13 protein-coding genes are annotated in these 15979 nt (G+C 64.5%); 6 read left to right on the forward strand and 7 right to left on the reverse strand.

Going from position 1 to position 15979, the window contains the following annotated elements; translation table 11 throughout:
- Window positions 1–15: 15 nt before the first annotated feature.
- The 3 genes from ACTUWL_RS01480 to ACTUWL_RS01490 all read right to left on the reverse strand — a co-directional run bounded on the left by ACTUWL_RS01480 (window position 16) and on the right by ACTUWL_RS01490 (window position 3918).
- Window positions 16–1095: an enoyl-CoA hydratase/isomerase family protein gene (locus ACTUWL_RS01480; protein WP_021081359.1), complete on the reverse strand. Its 1080-nt coding sequence runs from the start codon at window positions 1093–1095 to the stop codon at window positions 16–18.
- On the reverse strand, window positions 1092–2237 hold the full coding sequence (locus tag ACTUWL_RS01485; protein WP_021081358.1) for an isobutyryl-CoA dehydrogenase: 1146 nt from the start codon (window positions 2235–2237) through the stop codon (window positions 1092–1094). The genes ACTUWL_RS01480 and ACTUWL_RS01485 overlap by 4 nt, the downstream gene beginning before the upstream one ends.
- Before the next feature lie 184 nt (window positions 2238–2421).
- Entirely contained in the window at window positions 2422–3918 is a 1497-nt protein-coding gene (locus ACTUWL_RS01490) for a CoA-acylating methylmalonate-semialdehyde dehydrogenase (RefSeq protein ID WP_021081357.1), read from the reverse strand.
- Window positions 3919–4037: 119 nt separating this feature from the next.
- Between ACTUWL_RS01490 and ACTUWL_RS01495 the strand changes: the two genes are divergently transcribed.
- A complete protein-coding gene (locus ACTUWL_RS01495) occupies window positions 4038–4952 on the forward strand; it encodes a LysR family transcriptional regulator (protein ID WP_021081356.1) in 915 nt (304 codons plus the stop codon).
- 200 nt (window positions 4953–5152) lie between these two features.
- On the forward strand, window positions 5153–6445 hold the full coding sequence (locus ACTUWL_RS01500; protein WP_110201936.1) for an IS4 family transposase: 1293 nt from the start codon (window positions 5153–5155) through the stop codon (window positions 6443–6445).
- Between the two features lie 36 nt (window positions 6446–6481).
- On the opposite strand, the gene ACTUWL_RS01505 is transcribed toward ACTUWL_RS01500, so the two are convergent.
- Window positions 6482–7093, reverse strand: coding sequence for a TetR/AcrR family transcriptional regulator (locus ACTUWL_RS01505; protein ID WP_021081054.1), 612 nt, complete (start codon window positions 7091–7093; stop codon window positions 6482–6484).
- Window positions 7094–7153: 60 nt separating this feature from the next.
- Window positions 7154–7705, reverse strand: a complete 552-nt coding sequence (locus tag ACTUWL_RS01510; RefSeq protein ID WP_021081055.1) for a PaaI family thioesterase — start codon at window positions 7703–7705, stop codon at window positions 7154–7156.
- A 130-nt stretch (window positions 7706–7835) separates the two neighbouring features.
- Here ACTUWL_RS01510 and ACTUWL_RS01515 point away from each other — a divergent pair, with 130 nt between their 5' ends.
- The gene (locus tag ACTUWL_RS01515; RefSeq protein ID WP_021081056.1) at window positions 7836–8606 is read left to right on the forward strand and encodes an enoyl-CoA hydratase; all 771 of its coding nucleotides are present in this window, start codon (window positions 7836–7838) and stop codon (window positions 8604–8606) included.
- A gap of 72 nt (window positions 8607–8678) precedes the next feature.
- Here ACTUWL_RS01515 and ACTUWL_RS01520 read toward each other — a convergent pair whose 3' ends face one another.
- On the reverse strand, window positions 8679–10262 hold the full coding sequence (locus ACTUWL_RS01520; protein ID WP_021081057.1) for a hypothetical protein: 1584 nt from the start codon (window positions 10260–10262) through the stop codon (window positions 8679–8681).
- A 403-nt stretch (window positions 10263–10665) separates the two neighbouring features.
- Between ACTUWL_RS01520 and ACTUWL_RS01525 the strand changes: the two genes are divergently transcribed.
- Window positions 10666–12945, forward strand: coding sequence for an FdhF/YdeP family oxidoreductase (locus tag ACTUWL_RS01525; protein ID WP_021081058.1), 2280 nt, complete (start codon window positions 10666–10668; stop codon window positions 12943–12945).
- Between the two features lie 254 nt (window positions 12946–13199).
- Here ACTUWL_RS01525 and ACTUWL_RS01530 read toward each other — a convergent pair whose 3' ends face one another.
- Window positions 13200–14459: an MFS transporter gene (locus ACTUWL_RS01530; protein ID WP_021081059.1), complete on the reverse strand. Its 1260-nt coding sequence runs from the start codon at window positions 14457–14459 to the stop codon at window positions 13200–13202.
- Window positions 14460–14724: 265 nt separating this feature from the next.
- Between ACTUWL_RS01530 and ACTUWL_RS01535 the strand changes: the two genes are divergently transcribed.
- Together ACTUWL_RS01535 and ACTUWL_RS01540 are read left to right on the forward strand one after the other, a co-directional pair.
- Window positions 14725–14892, forward strand: a complete 168-nt coding sequence (locus ACTUWL_RS01535; RefSeq protein ID WP_021081060.1) for a hypothetical protein — start codon at window positions 14725–14727, stop codon at window positions 14890–14892.
- A 112-nt stretch (window positions 14893–15004) separates the two neighbouring features.
- On the forward strand, window positions 15005–15514 hold the full coding sequence (locus tag ACTUWL_RS01540; protein ID WP_021081061.1) for a ParB N-terminal domain-containing protein: 510 nt from the start codon (window positions 15005–15007) through the stop codon (window positions 15512–15514).
- The last annotated feature ends 465 nt before the right edge of the window (window positions 15515–15979 follow it).

Consider the following 15979-nt stretch of genomic DNA (forward strand, 5'->3'; position numbering starts at 1 on the left):
CCGCTTGCGACGTTTCTATTTGCTGTCAGGGAATTTCAGTTCATCGGCGCCGATCTCGGCGAAGTAAGGCGCTAGCATCTCCGCCGTCACGTCCTCGATCTCAGGCGGCGACCATTTCGGATTGCGGTCCTTGTCGATCACCGCGGCGCGCACGCCCTCGCGGAAATCGTCGCTGGCGAACACTTCGAGCGCCGCGCGATATTCGCGCACCAGGCACTCTTCCAGCGTCGCGGTCGCCCGCGCCAGCCGCAGTAGTTTTAGCGTCACCACCATGCCGCGCGGCGATTTTTCGCCGAGCGTCTTCAGCGTGGCCTGCGCCAGGTCCGATCCGTCGGCCGTCAGTGCGGCGACGATGTCCTCCATCCGGCCGCGCGCGAACCAGCCGTCGATTTTGGCCTGCATCGCAGCAACGGGGCCGGATTTTTCGCCGGTCGCAAAGCCCGCGATCAGCCGGTCGATCTCAGCCGAACTGCTGCGTGGTGCGACCTTGGTCAGCGCCTCGCGCAGCGCTGGGAGCTTTGCGCTCGGCACCACGGCATCGGCAAACTTCGCGTAGATCGCATCGGGCCCATTCATCGTGGTGCCGGTGAGACCAAAATAGGTGCCGATCTCGCCGGGCGAGCGCGACAGCAGATATGTGCCGCCGACATCGGGGAAGAAGCCGAGCCCAACCTCGGGCATCGCGAGTTTCGTCCGCTCGGTCACCACGCGGTGGCTGCCGTGCGCCGACAACCCGACGCCGCCGCCCATCACGATGCCGTCCATGAACGCAACATAGGGTTTTGGAAATTTCTTGATCCGTGCGTTGAGGATGTACTCGTCGCGCCACAGGATCTTGCCGAGATCACCCTTGACCTTCGAGCTTTCCCAGAGCGCCCGGATGTCGCCGCCGGCACACAGGCCGCGCTCGCCGGCGCCTTCCAGCAAGATGACCGCGACCTCGGGATCGGCTTCGAACGCGTCGAGCGCCCTGTCGATGTCGTGGAACATCTCCAGCGTCACGGCATTGATCGCCTTCGGCCGGTTGAGCCGGATGATGCCGGCCGCCCCTTCCTTGCGTGCGATCAGATCGCCTTCCGCGGCCACATCGTTCATCGCGCGCCCTCGATCAACTTGCGCGACACGATCAGCCGCATGATTTCATTGGTGCCTTCGAGGATCTGGTGCACGCGCAGATCGCGCACGATCTTCTCGACGCCGTATTCGCTGAGGTAACCGTAACCGCCATGCAGCTGCAGCGCCTGGTTGGCGACCTCGAAACCGACATCGGTGCCGAAGCGCTTCGCCATCGCGCACAACATCGAGGCGTCCGGATCCTTGCGATCGAGCGCCGCCGCCGCGCGCCACAGGAAGGTGCGTGCGGCTTCGAGCTCGGTCGCCATGTCGGCGATCTTGAACTGCAGCGCCTGGAATTCGTCGAGCCGTTTTCCAAAGGCCTTGCGGTCCTTCATGTAAGCCAGCGCCTTGTCGAGCGCCGCCTGCGCGCCGCCGAGCGAGCACGCCGCGATGTTGAGCCGGCCGCCATCGAGGCCGGCCATCGCGATCTTGAAGCCGATGCCCTCCTCGCCGAGCCGGTTTGCGACCGGCACGCGGGCATTCTCGAAAATGACAGCGCGGGTCGGCTGCGCGTTCCGGCCCATCTTGCGTTCGTTATTGCCGAACGAAACGCCCGGCGTCTTGCCGTCGATCACGACCGTCGAGACGCCGCCGGGGCCGTCGCCGCCGGTGCGCACCATCGCCACCAGAAGGTCGGTGCTGCCGGCGCCCGAAATGAACTGCTTCTGGCCGTTGAGCACGTAGTGATCGCCGTCGCGCACCGCGCGGGTGCGCAGCGCCGCAGCGTCCGAGCCGGCGCCCGGCTCGGTCAGGCAGTAGCTCGCGATCAGCTCCATAGTGCAGAGCTTGGGCAGCCATTTGTGGCGCTGGGTGTCGTTGCCATAGGCATCGATCATCCAGGACGCCATGTTGTGGATCGAGATGAAGGCCGACGTGGTCGGGCACCCGGTCGCCAGCGCCTCGAAGATCAGCGCGGCGTCGAACCGCGTCATCGCCGAGCCGCCGACATCGTCCTTGATATAGATGCCGCCGATGCCGAGGCCTGCGGCCTCGCGCATCACATCCACGGGAAAGTGCTTCGTCTCGTCCCATTCGAGCGCGTGGGGCGCGATCTTTTCCGCCGCAAACGCCCGCGCCATGTCGCGAACCGCGATCTGGTCCTCGTTGAGAGCGAACTGCATCTCAATGCCCCCGCACGCTGAGGTCACCGCTCCCCACCGGGGAGAGGTCGATTTGCGCAGCAAATCGGGTGAGGGTGTGCTGCTCTAACGAGAGACCGTGCCCCCTCACCCGGCGCTTCGCGCCGACCTCTCCCACAGGGAGAGGTGATTTGCCGATGCTGCCGAAGCTCACTCCAATCTCGCGTCACTTCATCGTCGGGATCGAGAACTCCGCACCGTCCTTGACGCCGGACGGCCAGCGCGAGGTCACCGTCTTGGTCTTGGTGTAGAAGCGGACCGAGTCTGGACCGTGCTGGTTGAGATCGCCGAAGCCCGACTTCTTCCAGCCGCCGAACGTATAGTAGGCGATCGGCACCGGGATCGGCACGTTGACGCCGACCATGCCGACATTGACCTTGGCCGCGAAGTCGCGCGCGGCGTCGCCGTCGCGGGTGAAGATCGCAACGCCGTTGCCGTAGTCGTGGTCGGACGGCAGCGCCAGCGCCTCGTGATAGTCCTTGGCGCGCACCACCGAGAGCACCGGGCCGAAGATCTCTTCCTTGTAGATCCGCATGTCCTTGGTGACGTTGTCGAACAGCGAACCACCGAGGTAGAAGCCGTTCTCGTAGCCCTGCATCTTGAAGCCGCGGCCGTCGACCGCGAGCGTGGCGCCTTCCTTGACGCCGATGTCGATGTAGCTCTTGACCTTCTCGACCGCCTCGCGGGTCACCAGCGGACCGTAGTCGGCCGACGGATCGACCGAGGTGCCGATCTTGAGCGACTCGACGCGCGGGATCAGCTTTTCCATCAGCCGGTCGGCGGTGGTCTTGCCGACGGGGACCGCAACCGACACCGCCATGCAGCGCTCGCCGGCCGAGCCGTAGCCGGCACCGATCAGCGCATCGACCGCCTGGTCCATGTCGGCGTCGGGCATGATGATGGCGTGGTTCTTGGCGCCGCCGAAGCACTGGCAACGCTTGCCGGTCTGCGCGGCGCGCTCATAGATGTACTGGGCAATGGGCGTCGAGCCGACGAAGCCGATCGCCTTGACGTCGGGATCGTCGAGGATGGCGTCGACCGCCTCCTTGTCGCCGTTGACGACGTTGAGGATGCCGGCCGGCAGCCCCGCTTCGATCATCAACTGGGCCAGCGCCATCGGCACGCCGGGATCGCGTTCGGACGGCTTCAGGATGAAGGCATTGCCGCAGGCGATCGCAGGCGCGAACTTCCACATCGGGATCATCGCCGGGAAGTTGAACGGCGTGATGCCGGCGACCACTCCCAGGGGTTGACGCATCGAGTAGATGTCGATGCCGGGACCAGCGCCCTCGGTGTACTCGCCCTTCATCAGATGCGGGATGCCGCAGGCGAACTCGGCGACCTCGAGGCCGCGCTGGATGTCGCCCTTGGCGTCGGGAACGGTCTTGCCATGCTCGCGCGCCAAAAGCTCGGCGAGCTTGTCGTAGTCGCGCTGCACCAGCTCGACGAACTTCATCATGACGCGGGCGCGGCGCTGCGGGTTGGTGGCGGCCCATTCGCCCTGCGCGGCGCGGGCGTTCTCGACCGCGGCACGGACCTCGGCCTTGGAGGCCAGCGCCACCTTGGCCTGGACGTCGCCGGTCATCGGCTCGAAGACGTCGGCCGTACGGCCCGAGGTGCCCTTGACCTCCTTGCCACCGATGAAATGTCCGATCGAGCGCATGAATATCCTCCCTTGGAGACGTGAATCGCCGCTCCGCGCGGCGAGATCGCTTTACAAACCCTATGACCCTGCATTTTATAGGATTCAAGTCCGATAAATTGCACCATAGATGTGCGGTAATGCAGGATCAAGGCAGCGACACAATCGACTGGGACGACTTCCGTTTCGTGCTTGCCATCGTGCGCGGCGGGTCGGTTTCGGCTGCCGCCAAGCAGCTCGGTGTCGATCATGCCACAGTGATCCGGCGTGTCGACCGGCTGGAGCGCCACCTCTCCGCAAAACTGTTTGATCGGCGCAAAACCGGCTACCTGCTGACCGAGGCGGGCCAGCGCGTCGCCGACAGCGCCGAGGCGATGGAATCCACCATCGTGGCCAACCAGGAGGCGGTCGGCGGCTCGCGCGCGCATCTCACCGGCACGGTGCGGATCGGCGCGCCCGACGGCTTCGGCAGTCACTTCCTGGCCTCGCGGCTGGTCAAGTTCACCGAGCGGTATCCCGATCTCGACCTGCAACTCGTCGCCACCGCGCGGCTGTTCTCGCTCTCCAAGCGCGAGGCCGATATCGCGATCAGCCTGACCATGCCGAAGGAAGGCCGCATCGTCGGCCGCAAGCTTCTGGACTACACGCTCGGGCTTTATGCCGCACCCGCCTATCTGGCGCAGGCGCCTGTGATCGCCGCGCGTGCCGACCTGCCGCGGCACCGCTTCGTCGGTTACATCGAGGAGCTGCTGTTCACGCCGGAACTGGACTATCTGCCGCAGGTCTCGCCGAAGATCTCCGCGAAATTCCGCAGTGCCAACCTGATCGCGCAGCTCAACGCCACCATCGCCGGCTTCGGCATCGCCGTGCTGCCGCACTTCATGGCATCAGCCCATCCCGAACTGCAGCCGGTGCTGCCCGACGAGGTGCGGATCTCCCGCACCTTCTGGCTCCTGATGCACGCCGACAGCAAGGACCTCGCCCGCATCCGCGCGGTGGCGGACTACATCTACGAGACGGTGGAAGCCGAACGCGCGCTGTTCAGCGGGGTGTAATCTCTCCGTCGTCCCGGCGAACGCCCTAGGGCATGCACACATCTAGTTGGGTGGGGATTCCCGAATCGGTATTTCGTGTGATTCATATTGCGGCACTTCGGCTTTGGCGGAGGTGTCGACATGCTGGCGCAAATTGACTGGTCATTAGGTCGGTTCGGGGATCTCCGCCTCGATAAAGGGGGGCGGCGCTCGTCGAATGCATGGTCGCGGGCAAGGATGTCTGCCTGCGACGGCTGGCAGGAGGCATGCGTGCCCGGGAGGTGCGCTTCAACCGCTTTCTCGGCAATGCCAAGGTGACGACGACGCGGATAATCGAAAGCTGGAGCGATGGTACGGTAATGGCGGCCGAAGGCCGCCATGTGCTGGCGATCCAGGATACCAGCGAGATCAATTTTGCCACCAAGGCACAAAACCGGCGTGGCTTGGGCGAGATCGGTCATGGCAACACCCGCGGGGTGTTGCTGCACCCGATGCTGGCCGCAGACGCGGAAAGCGGCTGCTGCCTTGGCCTGTTGCACGGCGAGATCTGGACCCGCCAGGGCCGCCGCACCGTCTCGCACGACAATCGCGATCTGAAGGACAAAGAATCGCAACGCTGGATCGCGACCGCTCTGGCAGCCAAGCCGCTGTTGGCGAAGGCTGCGATGGTGACCATGCTGGGCGACCGCGAGAGCGACATCTTCGCGCTCTACGCCTGCGCCGCAGAACACCAGTTCCACGTCATTGCCCGGAGCATGCATGATCGCAAGCTGGCGGATGGCTGTGGCCTGTATGCGGCCAGCGAGGCCATGACCAGCATCGAACAACGGACCATCGTATTGCCTGCGCGAGCACAACGGCCTGAGCGGGCTGCGCTTCTCGATCTGCGCTTCGGCGCCGTCGAACTGGCCCGACCGCAAACCAAGTTCCTGCGCCATCTGCCGAAAAGCCTACCCTTGATCCTGGTCGATGTGCGCGAGATCGAGCCGCAGGCCGGGATCGAGCCGCTGCACTGGCGGCTGCTCACCACGCATCCGGTGACGAATGCAGAAGAGGCCTGGCGCATTATCGAATGGTACAAGCGGCGGTGGCTGATCGAGCAGTTCTTCCGCATCTTGAAGACACAAGGCCTCAAGCTCGAAGACAGTCAGATCGGGACCGCCGAGCGGCTTCTCAAGCTGGTCGCGATCGCGGCCAAGGCGGCAGTCATCTCCCTTCAGCTTGTGCAGGCGCGCGATGGTCGCGACAACCAGTCTGTCCGAATTGCCTTCAATGCTGGGGAAGTCGCTACACTTGCCGCCCTCAATCGCAACCTCGAAGCCCAAAGCAAGCGGCTGAGAAACCCGCACCCGCCTGACAGCCTCGCTTGGGCCGCCTGGATTATCGGCCGGCTCGGCGGCTGGGACGGCTATCCATCGTCCAAACCGCCGGGCCCCATCACTATGAAACACGGCCTGCAATACTTCCACGCCGCAGCCGCTGGATGGTCCCTCAGAGATCTGTGCATGCCCTAGGGCCTTCGCCGGGACGACGTTGGGGAAGCGAATTGCCTAATTCACCTTCTTCTTCGCAGGTGCCTTCGCCGCAGCGGCGCGTCCCAGCGTCGCCTCGCGGCCCGCGCTCAGGATCTCGTCGGACATCTCGCCATTGCCCGCGATCCGCGACATCACGATGGTGCCCATCATAGTGGCCAGCGCCGCCATCGCCTGCTTGCGCGCGGTCTTGCGCGGCACGTCCTGGATCTGGTCGGCGATCATGTCGATCATCTGGTCGAGCTTGAGCGCGAAGGCCTTGCGGGTCTTCGGGCTTTCGCGGGCGATCTCGGCGCCGAGCGCCGGCACCGCGCAGCCCTGGCCGGGGTCGTCGCGATGGGTCGCCGACAGATAGCCGTCGACAATGGTCGAAAGCCGCTTCTCCGGCGCTACCTCAGCGGTGACCTTGCGCCAGCGCTCGGTGGCGCGGTCCATCGCATAGTTGAACGCCTCGATCACCAGCGCCTCGCGCGAGTCGAAATGCGCGTAGAAGCCGCCATGGGTCAGCCCGGCGTCCTTCATCAGGTCGGCGACGCCGATGCCGTGGGCGCCCTTCTCACGCAGCCGCGTCGCGGCCTTCTTCACGATTCGCGCGTGGGTCTCCTGCTTGTGTTCTTTCGAATAGCGCATGCCGATCTCTTGGAATGTTTCTAATCATATAATAGCAGTTTTGCGCCGGGAATGCTGCAGTTATTTCGCGTTATCAGCCGCTTTGGGTTCCCCGCCGAGCATCGAGAATGTCGCAGTCGCGTGCACCGCAAGACTGCCCCTGCCGTCGCGGACGAAGCCCTCGGTGTAGCTGGTCTGGCGGCCGAGCTTGATCACCTTGCCCTCGGCCGAGATGGTTCCCGAGCGGACCGAGAGCGGGCGCAGATAGGTCAGCTTGAGGTCGAGCGTGACCGAGGTCTGGCCCGCCGGCAGCACGGTGGAGATCGCACAGCCCATCGCGGTGTCGAGCAGCGCCGCGGCGGTCGCCCCGTGCAGCAGGCCGATGGTGTTTTCCAGGCTCTCATGCGGCTCGAGCTCCATCACGATCCACCCCTCCTCGACTACGGCCACGCGGAAGCCGATCAGCCTGGCCATCGGCGGCGGCGGTAACACGCCGTCGCGGATCGCACGCATCGCCTCGATGCCGGACATCGGCATCGCCGCCTTTGCCACCGGCCCAGGCGCCTGCCATTCCACCACGCGCGTGCGCGTCAACTCGGGGGAATGAAGGTCTGATGTCTCGCCGGCGGTCATGTTGGCTCCTTTTATATGACGTGTATAATTCTATATATCTGCGTTCGCCAGCGCAACAGCCACCGATGCTTGACAGGGACCTGCTTTGTCCGGGACATGGCGCGATCAATTCCTGCGCCGGAACCATTCCATGGACATGCTCAATCCCCACTGCGGCATCGACCGCGACAGCAGAGGCGTCGTCCGCCTCACCATCTGCAACGCCGGCAAGCTGAACATCGTGAGCTCAGCCGTGACCAACGGCGTGCGCGAAGGTTTCGAGCATCTGGCCGCCGACCACAGCATCCGCGCGGTGATCCTGGCCGGCGAAAGCGAGCGCAGCATGATCGGCGGCGCCGACATCAAGGAGATGGCGACGCTCGATCAGAAGTCCGCCGAAGGCTTCATCAGCCGCCTGCGCGACCTCTGCGAGGCCGTGCGGAAGTTTCCGGCGCCTGTCATCGCCCGCCTGCCCGGCTGGTGCCTCGGTGGCGGGCTCGAGGTCGCGGCCGCCTGCGACGTCCGCGTCGCGGCGCATGACGCGATGTTCGGCATGCCCGAGGTCAGGGTCGGCATCCCCTCGGTGATTCATGCGGCGCTGCTGCCGCGGCTGATCGGCTGGGGCCGCGCCCGCTGGCTGATGATGACCGCCGAGAACATCGACGCCCCGACCGCGCTGTCCTGGGGTCTCATCGACACAGTGGCAAAACCCGGCGGTCTCGATGAGGCCGTCGAGCACACCGTGAAAGCGCTGCTGGAATGCGGCCCCGAAGCGCTGCGCATCCAGAAGGACCTGCTGCGGCAGTGGGAAGAGCTGCCGCTGACCGAGTCCGTGAACCTCAGCGTCGGCGTGTTCGGAAAGTCTTTCCTGACCGGCGAGCCGCAGCGGCTGCTGCAGGGGTTTCTCGATCGCAAGAAATAGCAAATAGGAAGACGCGGATCGAGCCGTCCAAACTTCGATCCGCGTCCTTGTCAGTCTGGATTTCCGCGCGCCTCAGTCCTCGGACTCGACGAAGGGCGGCATGAAGTAGCCGGGTCGGACGCCAAGCTGGAACCGGCCGATCGACCGGTAGTCACCGAGATTGTTGCTCGGCTGCGGCGTGTTGTAGCCGGCGAACACGATCGTCACGGTCCGCTCGTCGGTCAGCACCGCCTGCGGATCGTAGACCCGGCCGCTGAAGAAGTTCGAGGTGTAGCCCTCGCCCGGCGGTACGAAGGGCGCGACTTGCGCGGCCGTCAGCGCATCTGCGCCATGAACGTTCACGAGCGGCGCATTCAGCGGATACGGCCGCGGGCCGGCGGGATCGACGACCTTGTCGGTGGACAGGATCGGATTGTCGAAGCCGTTGACCACGTGCCACTTCAGGAGATCGCCGGCGCCGCGAACCGGATTGTCGGTTTCGGCGTAGCCGATGAAGTGGAAGCCATCGGAGTCGTTGTCCAGGCAGTTTCCGGCGCCGAAGAACATGCCGAAGCGCCCGTCGTGAATGCGCAGGATGCTGCCGCTGCCGAGCCAGCGAATGCCGTTCAGCGCAACCGTGGTCTGGTCGTTGAGGCCGGTCGCCGGGCCGGCGTCGGTGAAGTTCACGCCATCAGTCGTCGTTGCAACACGAATCGTGATCACGTCATGGTTGGCCTTCCGCGGCTTCTTGTTGACGAGGTTGGTCAGCGCGAAGGCCGGCGTTGACGGGCACACCTGGTTGGCCGGGAAGCCCTTGTCGCCGGGGGTGAGGTTCTTGGAGACGTAGACGACGGCGGTCTTCTCGCCCATGTGCACGGCGCCGAGAATCGCGTCGGGATCGATCAGGCCGGTGGTCGCACCCGCCGTAGCCTCGAGCTTGGGATAGCCGCCGGACCCAAGCGGGCTGACAAATCCGAGTTCCGGAAGTCCGAACAGCGAGAAGTCCTCGCCGCGATGCAGCGGATGGACCACGAGCTGATCGCTGTCGATGTGACCATCGGCGCGGTTGAGATGATAGACGCGTTGCTTGCCCTTCACGGACAGCACGAAGGCGTGGCCAAGCCCGTTGTCGCCGGCATTTGCGCTCGACGAGCCGTACGCCGTCTTCACGCCGTTGACGTTGACGTTCTGGTTGTCCGGATCGGTCGCATCCCACGGGCAGTAGGGGTTGAGCGCCAGCGCCTTGCCCCTGAACTGCCAGGTCGCGCCCCAATCCGTCGAGATCGCAGCGACCGTCGCCTCCTGTTCATTGCGCGGGCGATAGTCGAACAGGCCTTCAAGGACCGCGCCGCGACGGCGAACGAACGGAAAATAGTACGGCTGCATCACGCTCTTGCCGTGATTGATCGTGGTCTCGCCGTTCGCCGAGCAATAGCCGGCATAAGGCGTCCCATAGAGGGCCGGATTGTAGGGCGGCGTGAGCGTGCCCGGCGGCACGATGCCGGAAGCGTCGTGATGAAAATGATGTCCGGACTGATGCAGCGTCCACGGTCCGTGTTCGATCACGGATTGTGTCAGGCTGTCCGGAACGTATGAGAGCGTGGAGCCGGCATGGGCGGACGATGCGGCCGCAAGCAGGACACCGGCAGCGGCAGTGCCAAAGAGCAAGCGCGTCATGGAGCTGAGCCTTTTTTGTCGGGGGAGGAGCAATTCGATAGATCAGGCAATGCGGAGAGCACCCCGCGGAAAATGCCGGGCGGTGCAAGCCGGTCCTAACACCGGGCGTCAACAGATATGTGACGCCGGGATCTCCTCCACAGCTAACGCTGGTGGACTCTGGTCTTCGAAAAGCAGTCTAGTAGAGTTGATCGGGCGCGCCTTCGCGCGACCTGTTGGCTCCAACCCGGGCTACGCGTCTGACAGACTGTTGACCGCAAGCTCTGGCTGACTAGTCTAACCTCCTCCACGAGACGGCTGTTTCAGATCGAGAACGTCGATCGAAGCGCGCAGGTGTCGCAAAACAAGCAATCGCTTCGGGGACAAACGCACGGGTCAGAACTCAAGAGCAGCAGGAGGACATATGGTCCAAAAGCGCGACGTTCCCGGTATCCGCCCCTATGATGCTCCCGCCGGCGGATGGGGCGCCCTCAAGGCAACCGCCGAGGCGGTTCGCACCCAGATGGATCTGGTCGAGGCGCCGATCACGCTGCTGCGGACCAACAAGCCCGATGGCTTCGACTGCCCGGGCTGCGCCTGGCCCGACAAGGAGCACACCTCCACCTTCCAGTTCTGCGAGAACGGCGCCAAGGCCGTGACCTGGGAGGCGACCAGCAAGCGCGTCACGCCGGAGTTCTTTGCCGCGCACACCGTGACCGAACTGCTCGGCTGGACCGATTTCCATCTGGAGAACGAGGGCCGCCTGACCCAGCCCCTCGCCTATGACGCCGCAAGCGACACCTACCAGCCGATCAGCTGGGAGAACGCCTTCGCGCGGATCGGCGAGAGCCTGCGCGCGCTGCCGGATCCCAACATGGCCGAGTTCTACACCTCCGGCCGCGCCTCCAACGAGGCTGCCTTCCTGTTCCAGATCTTCGCGCGCGAATACGGCAGCAACAATTTTCCGGACTGCTCCAACATGTGCCACGAGGCGACCAGCGTCGGGCTGCCGCAATCGATCGGCATCGGCAAGGGCACGGTGTCGCTGGACGATTTCGACCATTGCGAGCTGATCATCGCGATGGGCCACAACCCCGGCACCAACCATCCGCGCATGATGGGCACCTTGTGGGAGGTGTCGCGCCGCGGCGTGCCGATCATCGTGTTCAATCCCTTGCGCGAACGCGCGCTGGAGCGCTTCGCCGATCCGCAGGACCCGATCGAGATGGCGACGCTCGGCTCGACGCGGATCGCCTCGACCTACTACCAGCCGAAGGTCGGGGCCGACGCCGCGGTGCTGAAGGGCGTCATGAAGGCACTGATCGAGAAGGATGACGCGACGAAAGACGTGCTCGACCACGCCTTCATCGCCGAGCACACCAACGGCTTCGAGGCGTTCGCGGCCGACCTGCGTGCGACGCCCTGGGAGGCGATCGAGACCGTCTCCGGCTTCAGCCGCGCGCAGCTCGGTGAGGTCGCGGTCGCGTATGCAAAATCCAACGCCACCATCGTCACCTACGGCATGGGCATCACCCAGCACATGCGCGGCACCGACAATGTGCAGCAGATCGCAAACCTGCTGCTCTTGAAGGGCAATTACGGCAAGCCGGGCGCCGGCATCTGCCCGCTGCGCGGCCACTCCAACGTGCAGGGCAACCGCACCGTCGGCATCACCGAGAAGCCCAACATCCCGATGTTCGAGGGCATCGAGCGCACCTTCGGCTTCAAGCCGCCGCGCCATCACGGCCATGACGCGGTCGCCGCGATGGAGGCGATCGACGACGGTCGATCGAAGGTGTTGGTCTGCCTCGGCGGCAATTTTGCCATCGCTTTGCCCGACCCGGAACGCTGCACGGCCGCGATGCGCAAGCTTGAGCTTGCCGTGCATCTTGGCACCAAGCTGAATCGCTCGCATCTTCTGGTCGGCAAGCAGTCGATCATCCTGCCGGTGCTGGGCCGCACCGAGCGCGACATCCAGGCCTCGGGCCCGCAGGTCGTCACGGTCGAGGATTCGATGTCGATGGTACACGCCTCGCGCGGCAAGCTCACCCCGGCCTCCGAAGATCTGCTGTCGGAATCGGCGATCATTGCCGGCATCGCGATGGCGACCCTGCCGGCGACCAAGGTGCCGTGGGCCGAGCTGATCGCCGACTACGACCGCATCCGCGACGCCATCGAGGGCGTCTTCCCTGACTTCAAGGATTACAACGCGCGCATCCGCACTCCCGGCGGCTTCCGCCTGCCGCTGCCGCCGACCGAGCGCAAATGGACCACGCCGTCAGGCAAGGCCGAATTCCTGATCTTCGACGACCTCGAAGAGGATCCGGTGCTGGCGGACAAGTCAGTCCTCAAGCTCGCCACCATCCGCAGCCACGACCAGTACAACACCACGATCTACGGCCTGAACGACCGCTATCGCGGCGTGTTCGGCCGGCGCGACGTGCTGTTCGCGAACGAGGCCGACCTCTCCGCGCGCGGCCTCGCCCATGGCGATCTCGTCGAGATCGAGACCGCGCTGCCCTCGGGCGCGCCACGGCGCTTGACCTTGACCGCGATCGTCTACGACATCGCCCGCGGCTCGGTCGCCGCCTATTATCCAGAAGCCAACGGCCTGGTGCCGCTCGACTACCAGGACAAGGAGAGCGGCACGCCGTCGTACAAGTCGGTGCCGGTTCACATTCGCCGGGCCGCGCAGGCAGCGTGAGCGGCTCCGCGCCGGATCGCCGTTCGCTCCATCCGGGCTACAAATGCCAAGCGCTCTTTGGTGTTTGGGGGTGGCCTGCGCGCGGCAAGAACGTCACGCAAAGGGCGAGAATCGTTAGAACAAAGCTCACCCAGATGATGTACTTGACGATGTCTTTACCAGTGATCATCGCTTCACTTCGTGAGCTATCTTGTAGCCCGCATGAGCGCAGCGACATGCGGAACTAATTCCCCGGAATCGCTTCGCTTCATCCCTCACCTCGCATTCGCCGGCGCATGCACCGGCCAGAGATCGGCCCGCCAGTGCACGGCGATCGCCAGCATCGCGATGAAGCCGGCGGCGGCGAGCAGCGTGCCGGTCGCGGTGTAGCCGATCAGATCGATCAGGCTGCCGGCCGCGAGCAGGCCGAGCGGCAGGCCGTAAATCACCATCATGCGCACGCCCATGACGCGGCCGCGCAGATGTGCGCTGGCATTGCGCATCAGCATCACCGCGGCCGAGATCATCGACATGCTCTGCGCGATGCCGGCGAGCACCAGGCACGCCATCGCCACCGGCATGGTGCGGAGCTCGACGAACACCAGCAGCATCGCGTACCAGGCGAGCGTCGCGCCGATCAGCAGCCGCGCGATGCGCACGCCGCCGGCCATGCTGAGCGTGATCGAGCCGATCAGCGAGCCGACCGCAAAGCTCGCGGAGAGATAGCCGAGGCCGGTCTGGTCGGTGTGGAAGATGTCGCGCGCGACATAGGGCAACAGACCGTTGGTCAGCGGAAACGCGGTGAGGTTGGCGAGGAAGGCGACGCAGAGCGCGGCGCGCATGCCCGGGCCGCTCCAGGCATATACGATGCCCTCCTTGAGGTCGCGCAGCAGTTTCGAGCCCGGCAGGTCGATATCGGACTGATCGACAGCGCCGTGCGACTTCGGCCGGCTCATGCACAGCATCAGGATGGCGGCAATGAAATAGAAACCGGCGATCCCGACATAGACATAGCCGATGCCTAGTGCGGCGAACAATCCCGCCCCGGTCAAGGCGCCGGCGATGCGTGCCGAGTCCTGCGTGGTGCGCGCCAGGCTGATGGCGCCGACCAGTTGCTCGGGCGGCATGATGTCGGCAAGCAGCGCGCCGCGCACGCCGAGGTCCGACGGGCGGATCAGCCCCATGATCGCGACGATGATCATGACGTTCACCGGCGCCAGGTGCCCGGTCAGCGCCAGCGTCATGATGGTTCCGGCCAGCGCCGTATAGGCAAAGCGCATCACGGCAAGGAGATCGCGATGCCCCATCCGATCGCCGATCATGCCGACGACGGGCGCCACCAGCGTGCCGACATATTGCAGCGAGGCCAGCACGGTCAGCAGCAGCACCGAGCCGGTCTCGACCATGATGTACCAGCCGAGCACCAGCGTCTCGACCTCGAACGCCCAGGAAGTGAGCAGATCGGACGGCCATTGGAAGCGATAGCTGCGGATGCGAAACGGTGCGAGCGCGGAGGTCCGCGTGGTCCCGCTCACGACGCGATGACGCGTGTCACGGCGTGTCCTGCCCTTTTCTTGGTTCTTCTGGGTCTTGATTGCGGATGTTGATTCTCTTGGGAAAATTCCCTGTTCCGGAACGTAACGCCGACGGTGTCCGTGTCAATCGAAGCCGCCGCATGCGGCCATGCGCGGTGGTAGCGGCGTGTTGCACTGCCCACCGGCACGCGCTGCCGGAGCATCCGTCTGCTCCGCCCCGTGCGATGATGTGCTACAATGCCTGTCCGAGACCGCGGAGGACACCATGACGGCCTTCGAAGTTTTCGCGATCTACGTGACGCCCTTTGTGATCATCGGGATCGCAATCCGGCTAGCGATGAAGCGTTATGCCGTCGATCTGCCCGACATGCAGAAGCAGGCAGGCTCCGCGCCGAAGCGGCGATTCTTGCTCGGCGCCTGGCGGTCGGATTAGGGCATGAAGTCGAGCGCTTGAGGCCCCCGCTCCGATTTACAAGGTTCCAGCCACGGCGTAGCGCTGCATCCTTGAACCTGTTTTGGATCGCCCCTGAGGAGGAAGTGACAGCGTGCCTGGCCCGGAAAGCCTTCCAATCGATCAGATCTACGTTCCCTTGAAGAAAAGGAAGACCCTCAGGCTTGAGGTCGTTCAAGAGATAGCGGCCAGCATTCTGGAAATTGGGCAACAAGTTCCGATCCTCGTTCGGCCGGATGAGAGCCGGCTCGTCTTGCTCGAGGGATTGCATCGGCTCGAGGCCTGCAAGGCGCTGGGCGAGACCACGATTATCGGCGTGCTGGGTTCGGCAGAGGCTGCTCACCACAAGGCGCTGCTATCCGACACGGCTGAAACCGAGGCAGAGCGGGACAAGATGGCGCGGTTGAAGAAGCTGCGCCTCGAAAAGGAAGCTGCGGATAGATCGACCGCATCCGCGGCTGCAACCATGAAAACTGAATCGATCGAGCTTCGGTCGACGCGTTCCGGCAACATTGGACGAAGCCCGTCCCGCGATCCAGCACCGAAAACGAAAACCCTGTCGGAATGGCTCACGCAGCAAAAGCGCGACGGTGGCCGCTATTGATGGCCGGCCCGTATGTGCCGGCCACGCTCCGGCGCCTAGGCGCCCCTGCGCTCATTTAGGCAGCCCAGCCCACCGCAGCGCGCCCTTCGCAGTGACGACGCGTGGAGGCAATCTTATTACCTCCTACACCCGTCACCGGGCGATCCAGTACGCCGCGGCCTCTCGGCTCAAGCACAACCGTCTCTGGAATACTGGATCACCCGCCTTCGCTTTCGCGGGTGATGACACCACCTGTTCGACATCTTGAATCGAGAACCATCCACATCGTCGTCCCGGCGAAGGCCGGGACCCATCACCACCAATGCGAATTGCCGTGCGACCCTGGGGCCGCAGCCCACTCCACAACACAGCCCTGTGATTATGGGTCCTGGCTTTCGCCAGGACGACAGCGGAGATCGGGGTGAAAAATCCCCGCATCAATTCATGCGAACACGACATTTTGTCATGGGAGCCGCAGTTGCATTT

It is taken from the genome of Bradyrhizobium sp. WCU1, assembly GCF_053474805.1.